Here is a 23,797-nt window from a genome sequence, read left to right as displayed (position 1 = left end):
GCCCACGCCCACACCACCGGCCACCCCATCACCTGGCACCCCACCCACCAACACCACAACCACATCAACCTCCCCACCTACCCCTTCCAACACCACCGCTACTGGCTCAACACCCCCACCCAGACAGGAGACGTCACCGCCGTCGGCCTGGACCCGGCGCATCACCCGTTGCTCGGCGCCGCGATTCCGCTCGCGGACGGTGAAGGACATCTCTTCACCGGCCGACTCTCATTGCGCACACACCCCTGGCTGGCCGACCACGCCTTCGCAGGCGTCGCGCTTCTGCCCGGTACCGCGCTTCTGGACATCGCCCTCCAAGCGGGGGAGCGCGTCGGGTGTCGGCATGTCGAGGAACTCACGCTGCATGCGCCCCTTCTCCTCCCCCAACGTGGCGGAGTCGCTCTCCAGATCAGCGTCGGGGTCCCGGACGCCGACGGGCGACGGGAGTTCGCCGCCTATTCACGGAGCGACGACGACGTCTCAGAGGGTTCGGACCGTCACTGGACGCGGCATGCCACGGGCACGCTGAGCACCGCCCCCTCCGCGGCGGCGGCCGGACCAATGGCTGACGTATGGTCCCCGGCCGGCGCCGATGCCCTGGACCTCGACGGGCTGTACGAGCGGCTGGCCGGGGCGGAGCTGGCCTATGGGCCCGCGTTCCAGGGACTGCGCACCGCCTGGCGCCGTGGCTCGGACATCTTCGCCGAGGTGCGGCTGCCCGAGCCGCAGGCCCGTGACGCCGACCGGTTCGGCATCCATCCGGCCCTCCTGGACGCGGCGCTGCACACCCTCGGCCTCGATCCGGCTCATGACGGGGCAGGGAGCGACGGCGCGGACGAGGACACCGACGTCGCACCGGACGGGCGGCCGTCGGCTTGGCTGCCGTTCGCCTGGCGCGGAGTCACGCTGCATCGCACGGGTGGTGAGGTGTTGCGGGTGCGGCTCTCGCCGCGGCCCGAACGTGGAGTGGTGACCATTGAGGCGGCCGACGAGTCGGGGCGGCCGGTGGCATCGATCGACGCGCTCGTGCTGCGGCCGGTGTCCGCGGGTGAGGTGCGGACCGCCGGCTCGGAGCATCACGAGTCGCTGTTCGGCATGGAATGGCCCACCGTGGCACTGCCCTCGGCAGGCCCCTCTGCCTCGTCCTACGCCGTCTTCGGCGCCGATTCGTGCGGGCTCGCATATCGGCGCCATGAGGACTGGACCGCGCTGCTGAGCGCCGTGGAGGTCGACGGCGCTCCTGAGGTGGTCGTCGTCTCTTGTGGAGATGAGGGCGCGGGCGTGCACACGGCGGCGTATCGCGCCCTGCACCTGCTCCAGTCCTGGCTCGGCGAGCAGCGACTCGCGGACAGCCGGCTGGTCGTGCTGACGCGAGGGGCAGTCGCCACCCGCCGGGAGGACGATGTCTCGGATCTGCCCAGCGCGGCGGTTTGGGGGCTGGTCCGCTCGGCGCAGTCCGAGAACCCGGACCGGATCACCCTGGTGGACTGGGATGGACACGGCTCCTTGGCCCAGGTGCTGCCCGTGGCGCTGGCCGTCGGGGAGCCACAGCTGGCCATTCGCGAGGGAGAGGTGTGCGTACCGCGGTTGGTGCGGGTGCCACGGCAGGAGCGGGCCGAGTCGGTCGAGGGATCGACTGACAGGTCGGGGGACGCGTCGGCTGACGGATCGCCGTGGGCGCTCGATCCGGCCGGGACCGTGCTGATCACGGGCGGCACCGGAGTACTGGGCGGCCTCATCGCCCGCCACCTCGTCGTGGCGCACGGGGTACGGCAGTTGCTGCTGGTGGGCCGACGTGGCGCGCAGGCCGAGGGCGTGGGGGACCTGGCCGCCGAGCTCGAGGCGCTCGGCGCGACGGTGACCGTCGCCGCCTGCGACGCCGCCGACCGCGAGGCGCTGGCCACCCTGCTGGGCCGCATCCCCGAGCGGCATCCGCTGACCGCCGTGGTCCATGCCGCTGGGGTGCTCGACGACGGCACGATCCCCTCGCTGACGGCGGAGCGGATCGACACCGTCTTCCGCGCCAAGGTGGCTCCGGCGCTACTTCTGCACGAGCTCACCCGCGACGCGGACCTGGCGGCCTTTGTGATGTTCTCGTCCGCCGCCTCCGTGCTCGGTTCGCCGGGCCAGGGCAACTACGCGGCGGCCAACGCCGTGCTGGACGCGTTGGCGCTGCACCGCCGGGCCAACGGGCGGCCCGCGACATCCCTGGCCTGGGGCCTATGGGCGCAGGGCAGCGGGATGACACGTCATCTGGACGGCAGCGACCACGCCCGGATCGGCCGCGGTGGGATGGCGCCGCTGGACACCGAGGAGGCCCTCGCCCTCTTCGACGCGTCGTCGGCCGCCGGGGAGCCGTTCCTCGTCCCGGCCCGGCTCGAGATCGGCGCGCTGCGCACGCGGGCGGCCACCGCCGGGGTGCCGGCGCTGCTGCGCGGGCTCGTCCCGATGTCCGCGCGCCCGGGGGCGGCCGAGCGGGGCGAAGGCGCGCCGGACTCGGGTGTGTCGCTCCGTGACCGTCTCGCCCGACGCGGGGGCAAGGAGCAGCAGGGCATCCTCACTCGTCTCGTACGGTCGCAGGCCGCCGCGGTGCTCGGGCACGCGGGGATCGAGGAGGTGGCGGAGCGGCGTGCCTTCCGGGAGCTGGGTTTCGACTCGCTGACCGCCGTGGAGCTGCGCAACCGGCTCACGGCCGCCACCGGCCTGCGGTTGCCGGCGACGCTCGCGTTCGACTTTCCGACCCCGGCCTCGCTCGCGGAGCATGTGCGCTCCCTGCTGCTGCCGGCAAACGGGAACGGGGCCTCGGCGGCTGAGGCCGGGGGCCTCCGCGAGGAGGAAGTGCGGGCCGCGGTGGCGTCCATCCCGCTCGACAGGCTTCAGGAAGCCGGTCTGCTGTCCGCGCTGCTGGAGCTCGCCGAGGTCTCCGGTGGCGTCGAAGGTGTCGGGGCCGGCGCCATCCCTGCGGCCCGTTCCGCGGACGGCGGCTCGCGTTCGATCGACGAGATGGACCTCGACAGTCTCATCGGCCTGGCCCATGGCGACCAGCCCTCCTCGGACTCGTAGTCTCGTAGTAAGGAGCGACAGATGACCGATCTCGTCGACGAAGGCCGGCCGGAGGCCGTCGATCGGGCGGATACCGTGCGCGGCCTGCGGGTGTTCACTCTCCCCGTGGTGCTGTGGGCGTGTGTCGGCGCCCTGGTGCTGGGCCTTCAGGTGCATGTGTTCGCCTCGTGGCTCGCCGACGGCGGCTACCGCATCGAGAAGGCGCCCCCGGCCGCGGGCGGTGGTGACATGGAGCGGATCGCCGATGTGCTGATTCCGCTGCTGTCCGTGGCGGGCGCGGTGGCCCTCGCGGTGTATCTGTACCGGAAGTGTCGGGCCAGTCGGCGGCTGACGTTCGACGCGCTGCTCTTCATCGGGCTGCTGCTGGCGAGTTGGCAGAGCCCCTTGATGAACTGGATCCATCCGGTGCTCGCGTCGAACATCAACGTGTTCGGAGCGGTCGCCTCGTGGGGGCCGTATGTGCCCGGCTGGCAGGGGGCGGGGGCCCACCAGGAGGCTGAACTGCCGCTGGCGACCCTGAGCATCTGCATGACGGCCATGATGGTCGCCGTGGCCTGCGGCAAGGGCATGGGGCTGGCCGCCGCCCGGTGGCCGCGGCTGGGGCGGATCCGGCTGATCGCGCTCGGCTTCCTGCTCGTTGTGCTCTTCGACGTCGCCGAGCCGCTGGTTTCCTTCTCGGGCGTCTCCGTGTGGACACGTTCGGTGCCCGAGCTGACCGTCTGGGGTGGGCACTGGTATCAGTTCCCGCTGTACCAGATGGTGGCTTCGGCGTTCTTCGGCGCCGCGCTGGGGGCTGTGCGCCACTTCCGCAACGAGCGGGGCGAGACGTGTCTGGAGTCCGGGGCGGCCCTCCTCTCGAAGGGCCTGAGGCCTTGGGTCCGGCTGCTGGCAGTGGTGGGCGGGGCGAATGTCAGCATCGCCCTCTACACCGGCACACACATCCTGTTCTCACTGCTGGACGGCGCTCCCCCGGACCAGCTTCCCGACTTCTTCCGTCCGCCGGCAGGCTACTGAGCCGGGACTGCTGAGCCAGGACTAGTGAGCCGGGGCTACTGAGCCGGTCGGCGCCGAGCGGCCCGCCTGATCCACGTTCCGGTTCCTGGGCTCCGCGATCATGCGGAGTTTCCCGGGGACCACATGGGTGGACTGGTGGACCGCTCGGACGCTCCGTCCGGGCACCGGGCGCAGCCGCCACCGGGAGGCGATGACGGCGACGGCCACGGCGGCCTCGGTCTCGGTGAAGGCGTCGCCGATGCACTTGTAGACACCCCCCGCGAAGGGGACCCAGGCCCCCTTCTTGACCCGCCCCGCGTTCCGCTCGGGGTCCCAGCGGTCGGGGTCGAACCGCTGCGGCTCCGGGTACCAGCGGGGGTCGTTCTGGAGGGCGTAGGCGCTGTACATGACCTCCGAGGCGGCGGGGAGCTCGTGTCCGCCGAGGCGCACCGGCTGCCGCGTACGTCGCGCGCCGACCCATCCCGGGTACTTGCGCAGCGCTTCCTTGACCAGCCTCTGGGTGAAGGGCAGCCGGTCAAGGTCCCGGTGGCTGGGTGGCCTGCCGTCGAGAGCCGTGTCGATTTCGTCGTGCAGCCGTCGCTCGAGGTCGGGGTTCTGGCCGAGCTCGTGGAAGATCCACGATGTGATGGCGGCCGGCCCGCCGATTCCTGTGATGGCGAGCCCCATGATCTCGTCACGGATTTCTTCGTCGGTCAGGCCGATGCCTTCGGCGTCCGTCGTCCGCAGCAGCGTAGAGAGCATGTCGCCGTGGTCCCGGCCTTCGGCGCGGTAGGTGGCGATGGTGTCCTCGATGATGGCTCGCGCCGGGGGAAGTTGACGGTTTCCGGGGGTCGGCAGCCGTCGGTAGATTCCCGGCAGGAGCGCGCTCATCCTGGCCACCTGAAGAATGGCGTTCCCCACCTTCCGCAGCTCCGCCTCGGCGTGCGCGGCGCGTTCGGAGAAGAACAGCGACTTGGCGATCGCGGCGGTGGCCAGGTCGGTCATGACGGGCAGCACGTCCACCACGTCGTGCGCGGACCAGGATTCGGCGGTCTCCGTCGCGGCGGCGGACATCGCGGCGACGTAGCTGCCGAGCCGCTGCCGGTGGAAACAGGGCTGCATCATGCGGCGCTGGCGTCGGTGCGGCTCGCCGGTCGTGGCGACCAGGATCGGTCCGATGAAGGACAGCGCCTTGGCGTGGCCGATGCCCCGTGTGTACGCGTGCGCATCGGTCACCAGCAGGGTCCGCACCAGGTCCGGGTGGGTGGCCACATAGACGGGCTTGTGGCCGAGCCGGATGCGGACCAGGTCTCCGTGGTCGGCCAGGGAAGTCAGGAAGTCGAGCGGCCGCCGGGCCAGCCGCGGCAGATGGCCCGCCACCGGCCATGAGCCCGGCGCATCGGGGACGGGGAGAGTGGCAGGCATCGCGGGACTCCTATCAGGATCTGTCGCTACCAGCGGAAATGAGAATAAGGAGCGCTAATGCGTGTAAGAAGCCCCTATCCACCCCAGCCTGCGCTCTCCCTCAGCCACTGGTCGACGTGGCGGGCGGTGTCGCCCGCGTACTCCTCCAGCATGGTGAAGTGGTCGCCCGCGACGTCCATGACCGTGTGCGGCACTCCCCAGGCGGGGGGCGACTGTTCGCCGTCCCGGCCCCGGATGAAGAGGGTGGGGGTTTCGATGCGGGGCGGTGTCCAGCCGGAGAAGATCCGGAAGTAGCCGCCCATCGCGGTGAGCCGGGTGTAGTCCACCTCGACGAATTCGGTGACCCGATTGAAGATTTCGCTGGTCAGCGCGGAGGCGACGGGTGCGATCCCCTCGTCGGGGAGATACGCGTCCATGGCCACGGCCGCCTCGGGAAAGACTCCCAGGCCCTCCAGGTGGCTGGTGACGCAGTAGGTGAGCCAGCCGCCCGCGGAATGCCCGGCGAGGGCGAAGGGCGCGCCGTCGGTGAAGCGCACGACGGCTTCGGCGAGCATACGGGTCACCGCGTCGACGTCGGCAGGCAGGGGCTCGCCCTCGAGGAAGCCGGGCGCGGGCGCGTACCAGACGTCGCGCACCCCCTGGAGTGCGGCGGCGAAGCGCGAGTACTGGTACGCGCTGGAGATCGCGGCCACGGTGGGGAGGCAGATCAGCATGGGCGGGGAGGGTTCGGCCGTTTCGCCTCGCGGCGTGGTGTCCGGTGCCGTGGCGTGGGCGAGCCGGACGAACGTCGGCGCTGTCTCGGCTGACGTGGCGCCGAAGGCGGGTCGGAAGACCGAGGCGGCGGACAGCAGTTGCATCGCTTCGTGGATGCGTCCGGTGTCATGCCCCACCCAGAACAGGGACTCGACGGTGGCCGCCGAGGGCCCTTCGCGATGGACCGGTCCGTGCGCGCGGCCCGCCGCGGGCTGGTCCCGGTGATCCCCGGTGCCGTCGGCCTCGACTGCCAGTTGCTCCGCCATGTGACGCGCCAGGGCGGCGGGGCTGGGGTGGTCGAAGACCAGGGTGGTGGCGAGGCGCAGGCCGGTGGCCGCGGCGAGCCGGTTGCGGAGTTCCACCGCGGTGAGGGAGTCGAAGCCCAGTTCGCGGAACTCGCCTTCGGCGTCGACCCTCTCGGCGGCGCCGTGGCCGAGGACGGCGGCGGCCTGGGTGCGTACCAGCTCCAGGAGGGCGCCGGTGCGCTCGGCGGGGCCGGGCAGCCCGGCGAGGCGCGCCCGGAGTGCGGCGGGCGCCTCGGCGGCGGTGGCTCCGGCGGCGTCGGCGGCGGCCGTCCGGCGGGCGGGCACCCGGACCAGGCCGCGCAGAATGGGGGGCAATGCGCCGGCCGCGGCCTGTGCGCGCAGGGCCCGGAAGTCCAGCGGAGTGGCCAGCAGTACGGCCTCGTCGACCATGCCGGCGGTGTCCAGGAGGGCGAGCCCCTGTTCGTCCGTCAGCGGTGCCAGGCCGCCCCGGGCCATCCTGGCCCGGTCGGTGGCGCCGAGGCCCTCGGTCATACCGCTTGCCTGGGCCCACATTCCCCAGGCCAGGGACTGACCCGGCAGGCCCAGGGCGCGGCGGTGACGCATCAGCGCGTCGAGGAAGGCGTTGGCGGCGGTGTAGTTGCCCTGCCCGGGGCTGCCGAAACTGGCCGCGGCGGAGGAGAAGACGACGAAGGCGTCGAGTGCGGCGGCGCGGGTCAGCTCGTGCAGGTGCAGCGCGCCGATCGCCTTCGGCCCCAGTACGGCGTCCACGCGCTGTGGCGTCAGCGAGGTCAGGATGCCGTCGTCGACCACGCCCGCCAGGTGGATCACCGCGCTGAGCGGATGCCGGGCGGGAATGCCGCTCAGCAGCCCGGCCACCGCATGACGGTCCGCCATGTCGCAGGCCCGGACGGTGGCATCATCGGCGCCCAGCCGGGCAAGGTCGGCCAGCAGCTCGGGGACTCCGTCCGCGTCCGGTCCACGGCGGCCGGTCAGCAGCAGGTGGCGTACGCCATGGGCCGTCACGAGGTGCCGGGCGAGCAGCCTCCCCAGGACGCCGGTGCCGCCGGTGATCAGCACCGTGCCGTCGGGGTCCCAAGTGCGCTGGACGATGGCGTCGGGGTCGGCGGCGGGGTCGGCTGCGGCGGGTGTTGGCGCGTCTTCGTGGTCCGTGGGCGGTGCGGTGACGGCGACGCGGGCCACGCGGGGCAGGTGGACCGTGCCGTCGCGGAGCGCGATCTGCGGTTCGCTGGCCAACAGGGCCTCGGGCAGGGCCCGCTGGGATTCGGGCCGCCCGTCGGTGTCGGCCAGCACGAAACGGTCGGGGTGCTCGCTCTGCGCAGAGCGGACCAGCCCCCACGCCGGCGCGTACGCCAGGTCGGCCACGGTATCGGTCGGTGTCGCGGCGACGGCGCCGTGTGTGACCAGGGTCAGGCGGCAGTCCGCGAAGCGCTCGTCGCCGAGCCAGCTCAGCAGCAACTCCAGCACGCCGTTGGTGGCCTGCCGCAGCGCGGTCGCGGTGGTCGCGGTGGTGGCGACGGTCGAGGGGGTCGGGTCGTGGCGGTCACCGGGCAGGTCCTGCCGACCGGCGTCCTGCTCCCGGCAGGAGATCACCACCATGTCCGGGGCAGGGCCGCCCAGGGACACGGCCTCACCCAGCGCGGCCAGGTGAGGATAGGCCCGCCACGCGGCCCCGGCCTCGTCCAGTACCCCCGCCAGGCCCGGCACCTCGGGCCCGACGACGGCCCATCGGCACTGCCTGGCCGACGCGGCGGGGGCGGCCGACCTCGGCGTCCACTCAAGGCGGAACAGCGCCTCGTGGTACGCCGTGCCCGCCGCGCGCAGCCGCTCGGCGGTGATCGGCCGGAAGGCCAGGGACCGCGCCTGGGCCACGAGCCGTCCCGAGCCGTCGGTGGCCCTCAGCGCGATGGTGTCCTGCGCCACCGGTGTCAGCCGGACCCGCAGCGTCGAGGCGCCCGCGACGCCCACTGTCACGCCGCCCCAGGAGAACGGCAGTCGGCCGCGTTCCTCGGCGCCCGGCCCGGGCGTGGTGTCCAGGCCGAGCGCGACGGGGTGCAGCGCCGCGTCGAGCAGCGCGGGGTGCAGGGCGTACCGTACAGCGTCGACCGCCTGCTCCTCGTCCAGCCCGACCTCGGCGAACAGCTCGTCCCCGCGCCGCCAGGCGGCCCGCAGCCCTTGGAAAGCGGGGCCATAGCCGAGACCGACGCCTGCCAGATCGGCATACCAGGTGGTCAGGTCCACGGGTGTGGCGTCCGGTGGCGGCCATGCCTCGGCCGCCTCTCGCTCCGCCACTTCGTGCTCTGCCGCTTCGTGCTCCGCTGGCGCCGCCGGTCCGCCGAGCGGATCGCCGCCGCGGGTCAGCACTCCGGTGGCGTGGCAGGTCCAGGCGGTGTCCGCGGCCGGGCGCGGGTCGTCGTCGAGGCGGGAGGAGAGGGTGAAGGGGCGTCGGCCGGCCGCGTCGGGCGCGCCGAGCAGGAGCTGAAGGACCACCGAACCACGTTCCGGCAGCACCAAAGGAATCTGGAGGGCCAGTTCCTCCACGCGGTCGTAGCCGGCCTCGTCGCCCGCGCGGAAGGCCAGTTCCAGGATCGCGGTGCCCGGGAGCAGCACGGTGTCGAAGATGACGTGATCGGCCAGCCAGGGGTGGGTACGCAGCGAGAGCCGCCCGGTGAACAGCAGCTCCTGGGAGCCGGCCAGTTCCACGGCGGAGCCGAGCAGCGGGTGGTCCGCGGGGGCCAGACCGGCGGCCGACAGGTCCGCCGCCCTCTCATGCGTCCTGGGCCAGTAGCGGTGTCGGTCGAAGGCGTAGGTCGGCAGCTCGACGCGGCGTCGTCCGTCGGCCCCGGCCGGGCGCGGGCCGATGACCGCCGGCCAGTCGACGGCCACGCCGTGGACATGGATCCGGGCGAGGGCGGTGAGCAGGGTGTGGGCCTCGGGCCGGTCCGGACGCAGCGCCGGTGCCGACACGATCCGGCCGCCGTCGGCCACCGGCCTGCCGACCGGTACGGCGGCAGCCGTCTCCGCGGACACTGCGGCGGCCGCCTCGGCCGGCTCTGTGGCCGGGTCGTCGTCGAGGCGGTCGTGGGCGAGGGCGGACAGCGTGCCGTCCGGGCCCAGTTCCAGGAAGGTGCTCGCGCCGTTCGCCCGCAGCCACGCCAGTCCGTCGCCGAAGCGCACGGCGTGGCGGACGTGCCGCACCCAGTACTCGGGGTCCGTCAGCTCGCCGGGACGGGCGAGTTCTCCGGTCAGGTTCGACACCATTCCGATGGCCGGTTCCGCGTACGTCAGCGAGGCGGCGACCTGGCGGAACTCGTCCAGCATCGGCTCCATCAGCGGGGAGTGGAAGGCGTGGCCGACTCGCAGCCGCCGGGTCTTGCGGCCCCGCGCGGCGAAGGCGGCAGCCACCTCGTCGACAGCGCTCCGCTCGCCCGAGACCACCACCGCGCTGGGTCCGTTCACCGCGGCCACCGACACCTGCGCCTCGCGTCCGGCCAGGGCCTCTGTCACCTCGTCCTCGGTGGCCCGCAGCGCCACCATCGCCCCGTCGGGCGGCAGTTGCTGCATGAGCCGACCGCGCGCGGCCACCAGCAGCGCGGCGTCAGGCAGGGTCAGGACCCCGGCCACATGCGCGGCGGCCAGCTCGCCGAGGGAGTGGCCGAGCAGGTAGTCGGGGCGTACGCCGAAGGACTCCAGCAGCCGGAACAGCGCCACTTCGACCGCGAACAGGGCCGGCTGGGCGTAGCGGGTGCGGTCCAGCAGGGCGGCCTCGTCCGTGCCGGGGGCGGCGAACAGCAGCGCGCGCAGCGGGCGGTCAAGGTGGCCGTCCAGCTCGGTGAGCACCGCGTCCAGCGCCCGCGCGTACGCCGGGAAAACGGCGGCCAGCTCGCGGCCCATGCCCACGCGCTGGGTGCCCTGGCCCGCGAAGAGCATCGCGAGCCCGCCGTCGGATCCCGAGCCTGATCCGGGTGGCGGCGAGCCGGTCACCAGGCCGGGGGCGAGGTCACCGGCGGCGAGCGCGGCCAGGCCGCGTACGAGTTCCTCGCGGTCCTCGGCCACGATCACGGCGCGGCGCTCGAACACCGCCCGCTCGGTGGCCAGGGCGCGGGCCACGTCGACGAGTCCGGCGTGGTCGGCGTCGCCCGCCGTGAACTCCCGCAGCCGCCGGGCCTGGCCGCGCAGGGCGCTCTCGGTGCGGGCCGAGACCACCCAGGGCACTGCCCTGGGTGGGACTTCTCCCGGACGCTCGTCCACCGCCACCGACACCGCCGCCACGTCTTCGAGCGCTGGCTCGTCGGGGGCCTGTTCCAGGATGACGTGGGCGTTGGTGCCGCTGACCCCGAAGGAGGAGATCCCCGCACGCCGCGGATGTCCGTTGCACGGCCATGGCACCGGCGCGCTCAGCAGCCGCACCCGGCCCGAGGACCAGTCCACGTGCGGCGAGGGGGCGTCGGCGTACCGGCTCGCCGGCAGGAGGTCGTGCTGGAGCGCCAGCACCATCTTGATCACACCGGCGACACCCGCCGCCGCCTGCGTGTGCCCGATGTTCGACTTCACCGACCCGAGCCACAGGGGGCTGTCGGCAGGGCGGTCCTGACCGTACGTGGCGAGGATCGCCTGCGCCTCGATCGGGTCGCCGAGCGTCGTCCCGGTGCCGTGCCCTTCCACCGCGTCGATGTCGGTGGCGGCGATCCCGGCGTTGGCGAGTGCCTGGCGGATCACCCGCTGCTGCGCGGGGCCGTTGGGCGCGGTGAGCCCGTTGCTCGCCCCGTCCTGGTTCATCGCGCTGCCGCGTACGACCGCGAGCACCCGGTGTCCGTGACGCCGTGCGTCGGACAGGCGCTCCAGCAGCACCACGCCGACGCCCTCGGACCAGCCGACGCCGTCGGCCTCGGCCGCGTAGGCCTTGCACCGGCCATCGGCCGCGAGCCCACGCTGGCGGGAGAACTCCACGAAGGCGGCCGGTGTGGACATCACGGTCGCCCCGCCCGCCAGGGCCAGCGAACACTCCCCCGAACGCAGCGACTGAGATGCCAGATGCAGCGCCACCAACGACGACGAACACGCCGTGTCCACCGTCACCGCGGGCCCCTCGAAACCGAAGGTGTACGCGAGCCTTCCCGACAGCACGCTGCCGGAGACCCCGGTCAGGGCATAGCCTTCGAGCTCGGGTCCACCTCGGCGCACCACGTCGGTGTAGTCCTGGAGGGCGAGCCCGGCGAACACCCCGGTGCGGCTGCCGCGCAGCGACGCCGGGTCGATCCCCGCCCGTTCCAGTGCCTCCCAGGAGGTCTCCAGCAGCAGGCGCTGCTGCGGGTCCATGGCCAGTGCCTCGCGGGGGCTGATGCCGAAGAACCCGGCGTCGAAGTCCGCCGCGTCGTAGAGGAAGCCGCCCGCTCGCGCGTACGAGGTGCCGGGGCGCTCCGGATCCGGGTCGTAGAGCGTTTCCACGTCCCAGCCCCGGTCGGCCGGGAACTCCGCGATGGCGTCCCTTCCCTGGGCCAGCAGCTCCCAGAACTCCTCCGCCGAGCGGACTCCGCCGGGGAGGCGGCACGCCATGCCCACCACGGCGATCGGCTCGTCCGTCGCCACCGCCTCGCGGGCCGGCGCGGCGCCCGATCCGGCCGCCGCCGCGCCGTCGAACAGCAGCTCCCACACACCAAGGGCGAGTGCGGTGGAGTTGGGGTGGTCGAAGACGGCCGTGGTGGGCAGTGGCAGACCGGTGGCGATGTTCAGCCGGTTGCGCAGCTCCACGGCGGTCAGCGAGTCGAAGCCCAGCTCGCGGAAGGCGCGCTCGGGCGGCACGGCCGCCGGGCCGTCGTGCCCGAGCACGGCGGCCGCGTGCGTACGGACCAACTCGAGCAGCGCTCGCCGCTGCCGGGCGGGGTCCAGGCCGGCCAGCCGCGCGCGCAGCGTGTCGGCGGGCTCGCCACCGCCGTCTCCCCGGGCGAGCTGCCAGGCCTCGCGCGCCTCGGGGATCTCGCTGAACACCCGGTCCAGCCGGTCGGCGGCCTCGGTCTCCACCAGGCGCCGCCAGTCGATGTCGGCGGCGGTCAGGCAGGTCTCGCCGTGGTCCAGTGCCTGCTTCAGCGCTTCCAGGGCGAGCCGCGGGTCCATGGCCGTCACGCCACGGCGACGCCAGGACGATGCTTGGCTCCCCGCGGGCCCGGTCTCCTCGTCGCCGTCCGTGGCCCAGGCGCCGCAGGCCATAGCCAGCCCCGGCAGTCCCAGGACGCGTCGATGGTGCGTCAGCGCTGCCACCTCGGCGCACATATCGTGTCCCACGGCCCCCAGGTGTGGCGCGGCCGGTGAGAACACCACGAAGGCCGACAGGTCGGCGTCGCGGGTGAGCTCGTGCAGATGCCACGCCGTCGCGACGCCGTCGTCCCCCTGCGCCGTGTGTACGACGGCGCGCAGGGGGAGCTCGTCCGAGATGCCGGTCAGCAGGTCGGCCAGGGCTGAGCGATCGGCCGGGTCGCACGCCGCCACCGTCACCCTGGGCCCCATCGCGGAGAGTTCGTCCGCGATGCCGAACCCGTCACCGTGTTCGTCGAGGAGCAGCAGGTGTTCCGCGCCATTGGCGGCCAGCCAACGTGCCGTGTGAGCGCCCGGCCCGTCCGTACCGCCGCTGATCAGTACGGTGCCCTGGGGCCGCCACTCCCGCTCCGCGACCGCCCCGGCCAGCGGAGCCCGCGCCCACCGGCGTACGAACACCCCCAACGCGCGCACCGCGCACTCGCGCTCGTCGCCGTGGAGGACGCCGATGAGCCCGTCGACGGTCCTGCGATCCGGCACATCCGGCAGGTCAGACACACCCGGGCCATCCGGCTCGTCCGGCACATCGACCAGCCCACCCCACAGCCCTGGAGCCTCTAGCCCCACCCTCCGGGCCGTGTCCCACACTCGTGCCTGTGCCCGGGACGCCGGAGCGTCGTCGCCGCCGAGCGACACCGCGCCGCTCGTCACACACCACAGCCGGGCCCCCGCGCCCCATCCGCCCAGGTCGTCGAGATCGCCCAGTGCCTGTGCCACAGCCGGCAGCAGCGACACCGTCATCTCGTCGTCCGCGATCAGCACCAGCCCCTTCACCTCGGGCTCGGTGTCCGGCTCGCCCCGCAGCCGTTCGACCAGGGCCGTGTGGCCGTCCGGGCCCGGACCCGGACCCGCGGGGACGCGTACCACGCGGGCACCGGCCCGCTCCAGCCCCTCGACAAGGGCCCGCCGCGACCCGTCCGGGGCGACCACGAGCCAACGCCCCGTGAACGACTCCGCGCCACCGGCCCCGGCCGGTCGCCACACCTCCCGGTAGCGCAGGCCGTCCACCGTCTCGCGATCGCGGCACCCCTGCCGCCACGCCTCCAGGGCCGACACCAGGGCCGCCAGCGACGCTCCCTCGCCGACCCCCAGCAGCCGGCCCACGCCCCCGACATCGCCCCGCCGCACCGCCGCCCACAACGGCTCGTCAGCGCCCTGGGCCGCGTCACCGCCCACCGCGCCTCCGGGCGCGGGCTCCAGCCAGAACCGGTTCCGTTCGAAGGCGTAGGTGGGCAGGTCGACGCCGCTTCGCCGGCCGGCTCCCGGCCCCACGGCCAGGGACCAGTCCACCGCACCGCCACTGACGAAGAGCCGCGCGAGGGACGTCAGGAAGCGGCTCAGCCCTCCTTCGTCACGCCGCAGCGTGCCCAGCACGAGGGTGTCCGTGGCGCCCAGCGCGTCAAGGGTCTCCTGCACACCGACCGAGACGGCCGGGTGCGGGCCGGACTCGATGAAGACCGTGTGGCCGTCCTCGACGAGCGCGCGGGTGGCGTCCTGGAAACGCACCAGTTGGCGCAGATTGCGGTACCAGTACTCGGCGTCGAGCTCGGAGCCGTCCACCCGTTCGCCGGTGACGGTGGAGTAGAGGGGGATGTCGCCGGTGCGGGGGCGGATGGGGGCGAGCAGGGTGAGCAGACGCTCGTGGATGGCCTCGACCTGCGGGGAGTGGGAGGCCCAGTCGACTTTGAGCCTGCGCGCCCGTACGCCGTCCGCGGTCAGCTCCGCCAGCAGCGCGTCCACGGCCTCGGGGGTCCCGGAGACCACGGCGGAGGCCGCGCCGTTGACGGCCGCGACGCACAGCCGCTCGCCCCATGGCGCCAGGCGCGGCTCGAGTTCCGGGGCGGGCATGCCGACGGAGAGCATCGCGCCGCTCCCGGCCAACTCGGACAGCACCTGGCTGCGCAGCGCGACGATCCGCGCGGCGTCCTCCAGCGACAGCGCGCCCGCGACATACGCGGCGGCGATCTCGCCCTGGGAGTGGCCGGCCACCGCGGCGGGCCGCACGCCGTACGACCGCCACAGCGCCGCCAGCGACACCATGACCGCGAAGAGCACGGGCTGGACGACGTCCACCCGGTCCAGCGGTGGTGCGTCCGGCTCACCACGCACCACGTCGAGCAGGGACCATTCCACGTGGGGAGCGAGCGCTTCGGCGCAGGCCGCCATCTGTTCGGCGAAGACGGGTGCGGTGTCCAGGAGCTCGGCGGCCATGCCGTCCCATTGGGTGCCCTGGCCGCCGAACAGCATCGCGACCCTGCCGTGGGCGGCCGGGCCCGGCTGCCCCTCGACCAGTCCGGCAGCCGGAGCGCCGGTGGCCAGCGCTTCCAGTGCGCGTACGAGTTCTTCGCGGTCCTCGGCCACGATCACGGCTCGGCGCTCGAACACCGCCCGCTCGGTGACCAGGGCGTGGGCGACATCGGTGAGTCCAGCGTCTTGGTCCGCGATGAACTCCCGCAGCCGCCGGGCCTGCCCCCGCAGCGCCCCTTCCGAGCGCGCCGAGACGACACACGGCACCACCGGCGACGCCGCCGTGAACTCGCCCTCCGCCACGGCCTCGACCGGAGCCTGCTCGAGAATGACGTGCGCGTTGGTGCCACTCACACCGAAAGACGAGACACCCGCCCGACGCGGACGCCCATCCCTCGGCCACGGCACCGGCTCGCTCAGCAACCGCACCCGCCCCGCCGACCAATCGACATGAGGCGTGGGTGTGTTCGCGTGCAGGCTCGGTGGCAGCGTCTCGTGTTCCAGCGCCAGCACCATCTTGATCACACCGGCCACCCCGGCAGCGGCCTGTGTATGCCCGATGTTCGACTTCACCGACCCCAGCCACAACGGCCGGTCCTCCGACCGATCCTGACCGTACGTGGCCAGCAGCGCCTGAGCCTCGATCGGATCGCCCAGCGTCGTCCCCGTCCCGTGCCCCTCCACCGCGTCGATCTCCGCGGTCGCCAAGCCTGCCGCGGCGAGCGCCTGCCGGATCACCCGCTGCTGCGACGGACCATTCGGCGCAGTCAGACCATTGCTCGCCCCGTCCTGATTCACCGCACTGCCCCGCACCACCGCCAGCACCCGATGCCCCAACCGCCGGGCATCCGAGAGCCGTTCGACCAGCACCATGCCGACGCCCTCGGACCAGCCGACACCGTCGGCCTCCGTGGCGTAGGGCTTGCACCTGCCGTCCGCAGCGAGCCCACGCTGACGGGAGAACTCCACAAACACCCCGGGCGTCGACATCACCGTCACCCCACCCGCCAACGCCAGCGAACACTCCCCCGAACGCAACGACTGACACGCCAGATGCAACGCCACCAACGACGACGAACACGCCGTGTCCACCGTCACCGCAGGCCCCTCGAAACCAAACGAGTACGACAGCCGACCCGACAGCGCGCTGCCGGAGACCCCGGTCAGCGCATAGCCTTCGAGGTCCTCACCGGCGCGTCGTAGCAGGTCCGCGTAGTCCTGCTGGGCGATGCCCGCGAAGACACCGGTGCTGCTGCCCCGCAGGCCGGCGGGGTCGATACCGGCCTTCTCGAACGTCTCCCATGACGTCTCCAGCAGCAACCGCTGCTGGGGATCCATGGCCAGCGCCTCACGTGGGCTGATGCCGAAGAACCCGGCGTCGAAGTCCGCCGCGTCGTAGAGGAAACCGCCCGCTCGCGCGTACGAGGTGCCGGGGCGCTCCGGATCCGGGTCGTAGAGCGATTCCACGTCCCAGCCCCGGTCCATCGGAAAGCCCGCGATCGCGTCCTTGCCCTGGGCCAGCAGCTCCCAGAACTCCTCCGCCGAGCGGACCCCGCCGGGGAAGCGGCACGCCATGCCCACCACGGCGATCGGCTCGTCCGTCGCCATGGGCCGCGGGTCGCCCGGGGACGGGACACCGGCCTGTCCGGGGGCGCCGAACAGCTGCTCCCATGTGTGGTGGGCGAGCGCGACCGGGTGGGGGTAGTCGAACACCGCGGTGGCGGGCAGCCTCAGGCCGGTGGCGGCGTTGAGCCGGTTGCGCAGCTCCACGGCGGTCAGCGAGTCGAAGCCCAGCTCGCGGAAGGCGCGCTCGGGCGGCACGGCCGCCGGGCCGACGTGGCCGAGGACGGTGGCGGCGTGCGTACGGACCAACTCGACCAACACGCGGCGCTGCTCGTCCACCGGCAGCCCGGCCAGCCGAGCCCGCAGCGTACCTGCGGCCTCGGCCGTGCCGCGGCCCGAGGCCTCCCATGCCGCCCGGGCTTCGGGGATGTCGCCGATCAGGGGGTCGAGACCGGTGGCGGGGGCGTGGTCGACGAAGGTCCGCCAGTCGATGTCCGCGATGGTCAGGCAGGTCTCGTCGTGCTCCAGGGCCTGCCCGAGCGCCGTCAGGGCCAGACGGGTGTCCATGGCCGCCATGCCGTGGCGGCGTAGCCGCCCGGCGTCCGAGGCGGCGTCCGCCATCCCGCCTCCGGCCCAGGCCCCCCACGCCACGGAGAGCCCCGGCAGCCCGAGGCCGCGCCGATGCCGGATCAGCGCGTCCACCTCGGCGTTCGCCGCGGCGTAGCCGCCCTGTCCCGCCGAGCCGAACGTCGCCGCCGCGGAGGAGAACACCACGAAGGCCGCCAGGTCGGCACCGCGCGTCAGCTCGTGCAGCTGCCATGCCCCGACCGCCTTGGCCTGCCGCGCCGCCTCCAGCCGCTCCGGGGTCAGTGTCGCGAGCACGGCGTCGTCCAGCGCGCCCGCCGCGTGCACCACCGCCGTCAGCGGGGCGTCCTCCGCCACCCCGGCCAGGACTTCCGCCAGCGCGGCGCGGTCGGCCACATCGCACGCCGCCACGGTCACCTGAGCGCCCAGTCCGGTCAGCTCGTCCCGGAGCTCGGCGGCGCCTTCGGCCGCCTCGCCGCGCCGGCTGAGCAGCAGCAGATGTACGGGGGCACGGCCGGCCAGCCACCGGGCCACGTGCGCGCCCAGCCCGCCCGTACCGCCCGTGATCAGTACGGTGCCGTGGGGCCGCCACTCGGCCCCCGGCTCCGCCTCGGAGTGCGGGGCCCGCTCCAACCGCCGTACGAACACCCCGGACGCCCGCACCGCGCACTCGCGCTCGGGCCCCGCCAGCAATCGCACCACGCTCCGCGCCGCCCGCGCGTCCAGCGGCCCCGGGACGTCGACCAGTCCGCCCCAGACTTCGGGAGCCTCGATGGCGGCCACCCGGCCCAGCCCCCACACCTGTCCCAGCCCGGGCCGGGACAGCTCGTCCCCGCCGCCCACGGACACGGCGCCATAGGTCACGCACCACAGCCGGGCCGCCACCTCCAGGTCGCCCAGGGCCTGGAGCCACGTCAGGAGCAGTGCCCCCGCGCTCCGGCCGCCGTCGCCCGCCAACAGCAACACCACACCGTCCACCTCGGGCTCGGGCCCCAGCTCGGCCCGTAACCGCTCCACCAGCGCCTCGCGCGCCACGCCTTCCTCGGCGGCGTGGTGGGCCGCCCGGGCCCCGGACCGCTCCAACTCCTCTACGACGGCCGATCCGTCCACCCCGTCGGCGGCCACCACCAGCCAACGCCCCGTCGGCGTCCCCGGGCCGCCGTCGCCGACCGGGCGCCACACCTCCCGATAGCGCCACCCGTCCAGGACGCCACGGTCGCGGCATCCCCGCCACCAAGCCCCCAACGCGGGCACCAGTGTTCCCAGGCGGGCCCCCTCGTCCACGCCCAACAGCACACCCACGCGCGGAACATCACCTCGTTCCACCGCCTCCCACAGCGGCCCCTCGACACCGCCCGCCCCGGACCCACGAGCCTTGGTCCCCTCCAGCCAGTACCGCTTCCGGTCGAAGGCGTACGTCGGCAGCTCCACGCCGCCGCGCACGCGGATCGCCCACCCCATGGCGCGTGGCCAGTCGACCTCCACCCCGGAGACGAAGAGCCGCGCGAGGGCGGCGAGAAAGGTCCGGCTCTCGCCGCGGTCGGGGCGCAGGGCCGGGACCATGACGGGTTCTTCGGCGTCGGTGGCGGGCTCGTCCGTGGCGAAGGTGTCCTGGCCCAGACCGCACAGCGTCCCGTCGGGCCCGAGCTCCAGGAAGGTGCGTACGCCCTGGTCCCGCAGCCACGCCACCCCGTCACCGAAGCGCACGGCCTCGCGGGCGTGTCGCACCCAGTACTCCGGCGTGCCGAACTCCTCTGCGGGCAGCGGGGCGCCCGTCACATTCGAGACGACCGGGATGCGCGCGGGGTGGTAGGTCACGCGCTCCGCGTCCTGGCGGAACTCCTCCAGCATCTCGTCCATGAGCGACGAGTGGAAGGCGTGGCTCACCTTCAGCTGCCGCGTGCGGCAGTCGCGCTCAGCGCACCGCCGGGCCAGCTCCCGCACCGCGTCCCCGTCCCCGGACAACACCACCGACCGCGGGCCGTTCACCGCGGCCAGGTCCACCCGGGCGGTCCCTGGAGTGTCGGTTTCCGCCTCCGCCAGCAGTTGGCGAGCCTCCAGCTCCGAGATCTCCACTGCCACCATGGCCCCGCCCTCGGGGAGCGCCTGCATCAGCCGGCCCCGGGAGACGACCAGCCGCGCCGCGTCCGGCAGCGACAGCACGCCGGCCACATGCGCGGCCACCAGCTCTCCCACCGAGTGCCCCAGCAGAAACCGGGGCTTGATCCCCGAGGTCTCCGCCAGCCGGTACAGCGCGACTTCCAGTGCGAACAGCGCGGGCTGCGCGAACTCGGTGCGCGCGCACTGCTCGGGAGCGGACACGTCGTCCGTGAACAGCAGCTTCCGTACGTCAGGTCCGCCCGCTGTCGTGATTTCCGCGCATACGGCGTCGAACGCGGCGGCGAAGGCCGGAAACGCCGCGTACAACTCGCGGCCCATGCCGAGGCGCTGTGATCCCTGGCCTGTGAAGAGCACGGCCACCGTGGGCGCGTCGGTGTCGTGCCGCTCCGTCAGGCTCTCCACCAGCTGGGGTGCTGGCGCCCCGAGCGACAGTGCGTCCAGGCCGCGTACGAGTTCTTCGCGGTCCTCGGCCACGATCACGGCTCGGTGCTCGAACACCGCCCGCTCGGTGACCAGAACGCGGGCGACATCGGTGAGTCCAGCGTCTTGGTCCGCGATGAACTCCCGCAGCCGCCGGGCCTGCCCCCGCAGCGCACCCTCCGAACGCGCCGAGACGACACACGGCACCACCGGCGACGCCGCCGTGAACTCGCCCTCCGCCACGGCCTCGACCGGAGCCTGTTCCAGGATGACGTGAGCGTTGGTGCCACTCACACCGAAAGACGAGACACCCGCCCGACGCGGACGCCCATCCCTCGGCCACGGCACCGCCTCGCTCAGCAACCGCACACGCCCCGCCGACCAATCGACATGAGGCGTCGGGTCCTGCGCGTGCAGGCTCGACGGCAGCAGACCGTTCCGGAGCGCCAGCACCATCTTGATCACGCCGGCCACCCCGGCAGCCGCCTGCGTATGACCGATATTCGACTTCACCGACCCCAGCCACAACGGCCGATCCTCCGCACGATCCTGGCCATACGTGGCCAGAACCGCCTGCGCCTCGATCGGATCGCCCAGCGTCGTCCCCGTCCCATGACCCTCCACCACGTCGATCTCCGACACCGTCAGCCCCGCCGCGGCCAGCGCCTGCCGGATCACCCGCTGCTGCGACGGACCATTCGGCGCCGTCAACCCATTACTCGCCCCGTCCTGATTGACGGCACTACCCCGCACCACCGCCAGCACCCGATGCCCCAACCGCCGCGCATCCGACAACCGCTCCACCAACAGCACGGCCACACCCTCGGACATGCCGACGCCATCCGCGGCGGCCGCGTACGGCTTGCACCTGCCGTCCGCAGCGAGCCCACGCTGACGGGAGAACTCCACAAACACCCCGGGCGTCGACATCACCGTCACCCCACCCGCCAACGCCAGCGAACACTCCCCCGAACGCAACGACTGACACGCCAGATGCAACGCCACCAACGACGACGAACACGCCGTGTCCACCGTCACCGCAGGCCCCTCAAAACCAAACGAGTACGACAGCCGACCCGACAGCACACCGCCCGCATTGCCGTTGCCGACAAGGCCTTCCAGGTCGTCGGGGAGATCGAGCAGGCGGGTGGCATAGTCGTGGTACATCATTCCGGCGAAGACACCGGTGCGGCTCCCGCGCAGCGTGGCCGGGGCGATGCCGGCGCCCTCCAGCGCCTCCCAAGAGGTTTCCAGCAGCAGCCGCTGCTGAGGATCCATGGCCAGCGCCTCACGCGGACTGATACCGAAGAACTCGGCGTCGAAGTCTGCGGCGTCGTGCAGAAATCCGCCGTGCCGGGTGTAGGAAGTTCCCGCACTGCCCTGGTCGGGATTCGGGTCGTACAGCGCTTCGGCATCCCATCCCCGGTCCACCGGAAATCCCGAAATGGCATCACTGCTGGAGGCCAGCAACTCCCAGAATTCCCCCGGCGATCGCACACCGCCGGGAAAACGACAGGCCATCCCCACCACGGCGATCGGCTCCTGCTCTCCCGACTCAATCTCCGCCAGGCGGCGGCGCACCTGGACGAGTTCGGCGGTCGCCAGCTTGAGGTAGTCCCGAAGCTTTTCCTCATTGGCCATTTACGGCATCTCCTCGAAATTCCTCAAGCCGTGAGTGATTTCCTCAGGGCAGGCAGTGCGCCAAGCGATCTTAGGGAATTCGTTATCACTCGCTGCACCCCCTAGGCACCCCAGAATGCGCCGACGACCGGCGGCCGTTCGCCGTAAGGAGTGAAGTCTGTCTCCGCTCTTCCTGAGCGCTTCAGGACTCTTCGCGGGAGGCGGTAACCATGGAATCGTCCCGGCGCGCCAGACGCTTTCGCGGGCGGCTGGTGCTGGTCACCGGCGCGGGTAGCGGGATCGGGCGGGCGACGGCGGGCGCCTTCGCCGCGGCGGGGGCGCGGGTGATCTGCGCGGACCGGAACGCCCGCACCGCCTCGGACGGCGCGGACCTGGCCAAAGAGCTCGGCGCCACCGACGCGTGGGCGGAGTGCGTCGACGTGGCCGACGCGGCGGCCATGGAGCGGCTCGCCGAGCGCGTCCTCGACGCGTACGGGGTCGTGGACATCCTGGTGAACAGCGCCGGGGTCGGCATGTCGGGCCGGTTCCTCGACACGTCCGTCTCGGACTGGCGGCGCACACTGGACGTGAATCTGTGGGGTGTCATTCACGGCTGTCGGCTCTTCGGCCGACAGATGGCGGACCGCGGACAGGGCGGGCACATCGTGACGATCGCGTCGGCCGCGGCCTTCCAGCCCACGCGTGCGGTCCCGGCGTACGCGACGAGCAAGGCCGCGGTGGTGATGCTCACCGAGTGTCTGCGGGCCGAACTCGCGGAGTTCGGGGTGGGTGTGAGCGCGGTGTGTCCGGGCTTTGTGAACACGTCCTTCACCGCGGCGATGCACTTCGCGGGCGTGTCGGAGCGGGAGCAGGCGCGGCTGCGGGAGCGGGCCGTGCGGACGCTCGGTGGGCGTGGCTGTCCACCGGAGAAGGTCGCCCGGGCGGTGTTGCGCGCCGTGGCCCGCGACACGCCCGTGGCGACCGTGACGCCGGACGCGCGTCTCGTACGTCTGATGGGCCGGTTCGCGCCGCCCCTGCGCCGTGCCGTGGCCCGGCTCGACCCGCCCTCCTGACGACGGCCGCTACATGCCCGGTGGGGTTGGGGCGAGGGCCATCCCACCGGAGGCATCCACCAGCTGACCGGTCACCCAGCGGGCCTCGTCCGAGGCGAGGAGGGCGACGACGTCGGCGATGTCGGACGGCCGGCCGAGCCGGCGGAGTGCGGTCATGGCGCTCACGCCCTCGACCGCCCCGGGCATGTCGTGCAGCCAGGTGTTGGCCTCGGTGCCGTCGGTGATGCCCGGCGCGATGGTGTTGACGGTGATCCCGCGCTGTCCCAGCTCATTGGCCAACCTGGGCCCCATGATGTCGAGGGCGCCCTTGCTCATGGCGTAGGGAAGCAGCGGCCAGGCGATCCTGGTGACGGCGGAGGAGATGTTGATGATCCGTCCTCCGTCGCCGAGGAGCGGCAGGGCCCGCTGGGTGACGAAGAACGCGCCCCGCACGTTGACGGCGAAGATGCGGTCGAACTCCGCCGGGGTGATCTCGGAAATGCCCGCCACATAGCCGTCCGACTGCATGGCGGCCGGGTCGTCCGGGTCGGCGTAAACGGCGGCGTTGTTCACCAGGATGTTCAGCGGCCGGCCGGCGAGCCCTGCTTCGAGTTCGCTGAAGAGCGTGTCGAGCGCGTCGTCGTCCGTGAGGTCCGCCCTGATGGGGAACGCCTGCCCCCCGGCCCGTTCGATCGCGGCGACCGTTTCCTCGGCGTCTGATTTCCGCTGCCCGTAATGCACAGCCACCAGCACTCCATCGGCGGCGAGCCGTCGGGCGATGGCCGCGCCGATTCCCCTTGACGCCCCGGTCACCAGTGCGGTTTTTCCAGCTTTTTGGGTCATGGCGATGACCATCGCAACAGGACACGCGGCACGGAACCCCCTGAAGACCCCGGAATTCCAACAACGACGCATCGATGACGAGGGCTCCACCGAAAGCCGAGCCACGCGCAGTACCCTGCCGGGTCGCCCTTCGCGATCCATCGGGAAAGAAATCCACCAGGAGATGAGTTCTGGATGACCAGTGTCAGTCGGGCTACGGCGGAACAGGGTCCGGACATCCCGGCGCGGCGCGCGCTGAGCGCCGCCAGGCGGGCGGAGGCCATCGCCTCCGCCACCCGCGCGGCCGCCACCGAGGTGGCCCATGTAGCGGCCGGGGCCGGGGTGGACAGCGCCGTGGCCGGGGCGGCGGGGGCTCTGGCGTCGGCCGCTGAGGCCGCGGAAGCCGCGGCCCGGACCGCCAGGGCCGCGGCCGGAGAAGCCGGCCGGGGGGGGGGGGGGGGGGGCGGGCGGGGGGGGGGGGCCCCCCCCGCCCCCCCCGGCGCCGGGCGCGCCGCCGCCCCGGCGGCCGCCGGGGCC

5 protein-coding genes and 1 pseudogene are annotated in these 23,797 nt (G+C 73.0%); 3 read left to right on the top strand and 3 right to left on the bottom strand.

Annotated features, from left to right (window positions below; all coding sequences use genetic code 11):
• The coding region (locus tag ABTY62_RS47020) for a type I polyketide synthase (RefSeq protein WP_352135548.1) at positions 1-3,063 on the top strand (3,063 nt) is incomplete at its 5' end.
• Positions 3,064-3,084: 21 nt separating this feature from the next.
• Positions 3,085-4,077: a spirocyclase AveC family protein gene (locus tag ABTY62_RS47015; protein ID WP_352135547.1), complete on the top strand. Its 993-nt coding sequence runs from the start codon at positions 3,085-3,087 to the stop codon at positions 4,075-4,077.
• A 21-nt stretch (positions 4,078-4,098) separates the two neighbouring features.
• Here ABTY62_RS47015 and ABTY62_RS47010 read toward each other — a convergent pair whose 3' ends face one another.
• Together ABTY62_RS47010 and ABTY62_RS47005 are read right to left on the bottom strand one after the other, a co-directional pair.
• On the bottom strand, positions 4,099-5,481 hold the full coding sequence (locus tag ABTY62_RS47010) for a cytochrome P450 (protein ID WP_352135546.1): 1,383 nt from the start codon (positions 5,479-5,481) through the stop codon (positions 4,099-4,101).
• A 74-nt stretch (positions 5,482-5,555) separates the two neighbouring features.
• The gene (locus tag ABTY62_RS47005) at positions 5,556-21,407 is read right to left on the bottom strand and encodes a type I polyketide synthase (RefSeq protein ID WP_352135545.1); all 15,852 of its coding nucleotides are present in this window, start codon (positions 21,405-21,407) and stop codon (positions 5,556-5,558) included.
• Between the two features lie 215 nt (positions 21,408-21,622).
• Between ABTY62_RS47005 and ABTY62_RS47000 the strand changes: the two are divergent.
• A pseudogene (locus tag ABTY62_RS47000) lies at positions 21,623-22,459 on the top strand (SDR family NAD(P)-dependent oxidoreductase); the annotation flags it as partial.
• A gap of 9 nt (positions 22,460-22,468) precedes the next feature.
• Here ABTY62_RS47000 and ABTY62_RS46995 read toward each other — a convergent pair.
• A complete protein-coding gene (locus tag ABTY62_RS46995; RefSeq protein WP_352135544.1) occupies positions 22,469-23,281 on the bottom strand; it encodes an SDR family oxidoreductase in 813 nt (270 codons plus the stop codon).
• Positions 23,282-23,797: the final 516 nt, after the last annotated feature.

Origin of the sequence: Streptomyces sp. NPDC097640 (genome assembly GCF_040302705.1) — a bacterium.
In the GTDB taxonomy this organism is placed as follows: Bacteria; Actinomycetota; Actinomycetes; order Streptomycetales; family Streptomycetaceae; genus Streptomyces.
The sequence above is the reverse complement of the archived record's forward strand: the minus strand, read 5'-3'. Positions and strand labels throughout refer to the sequence as shown.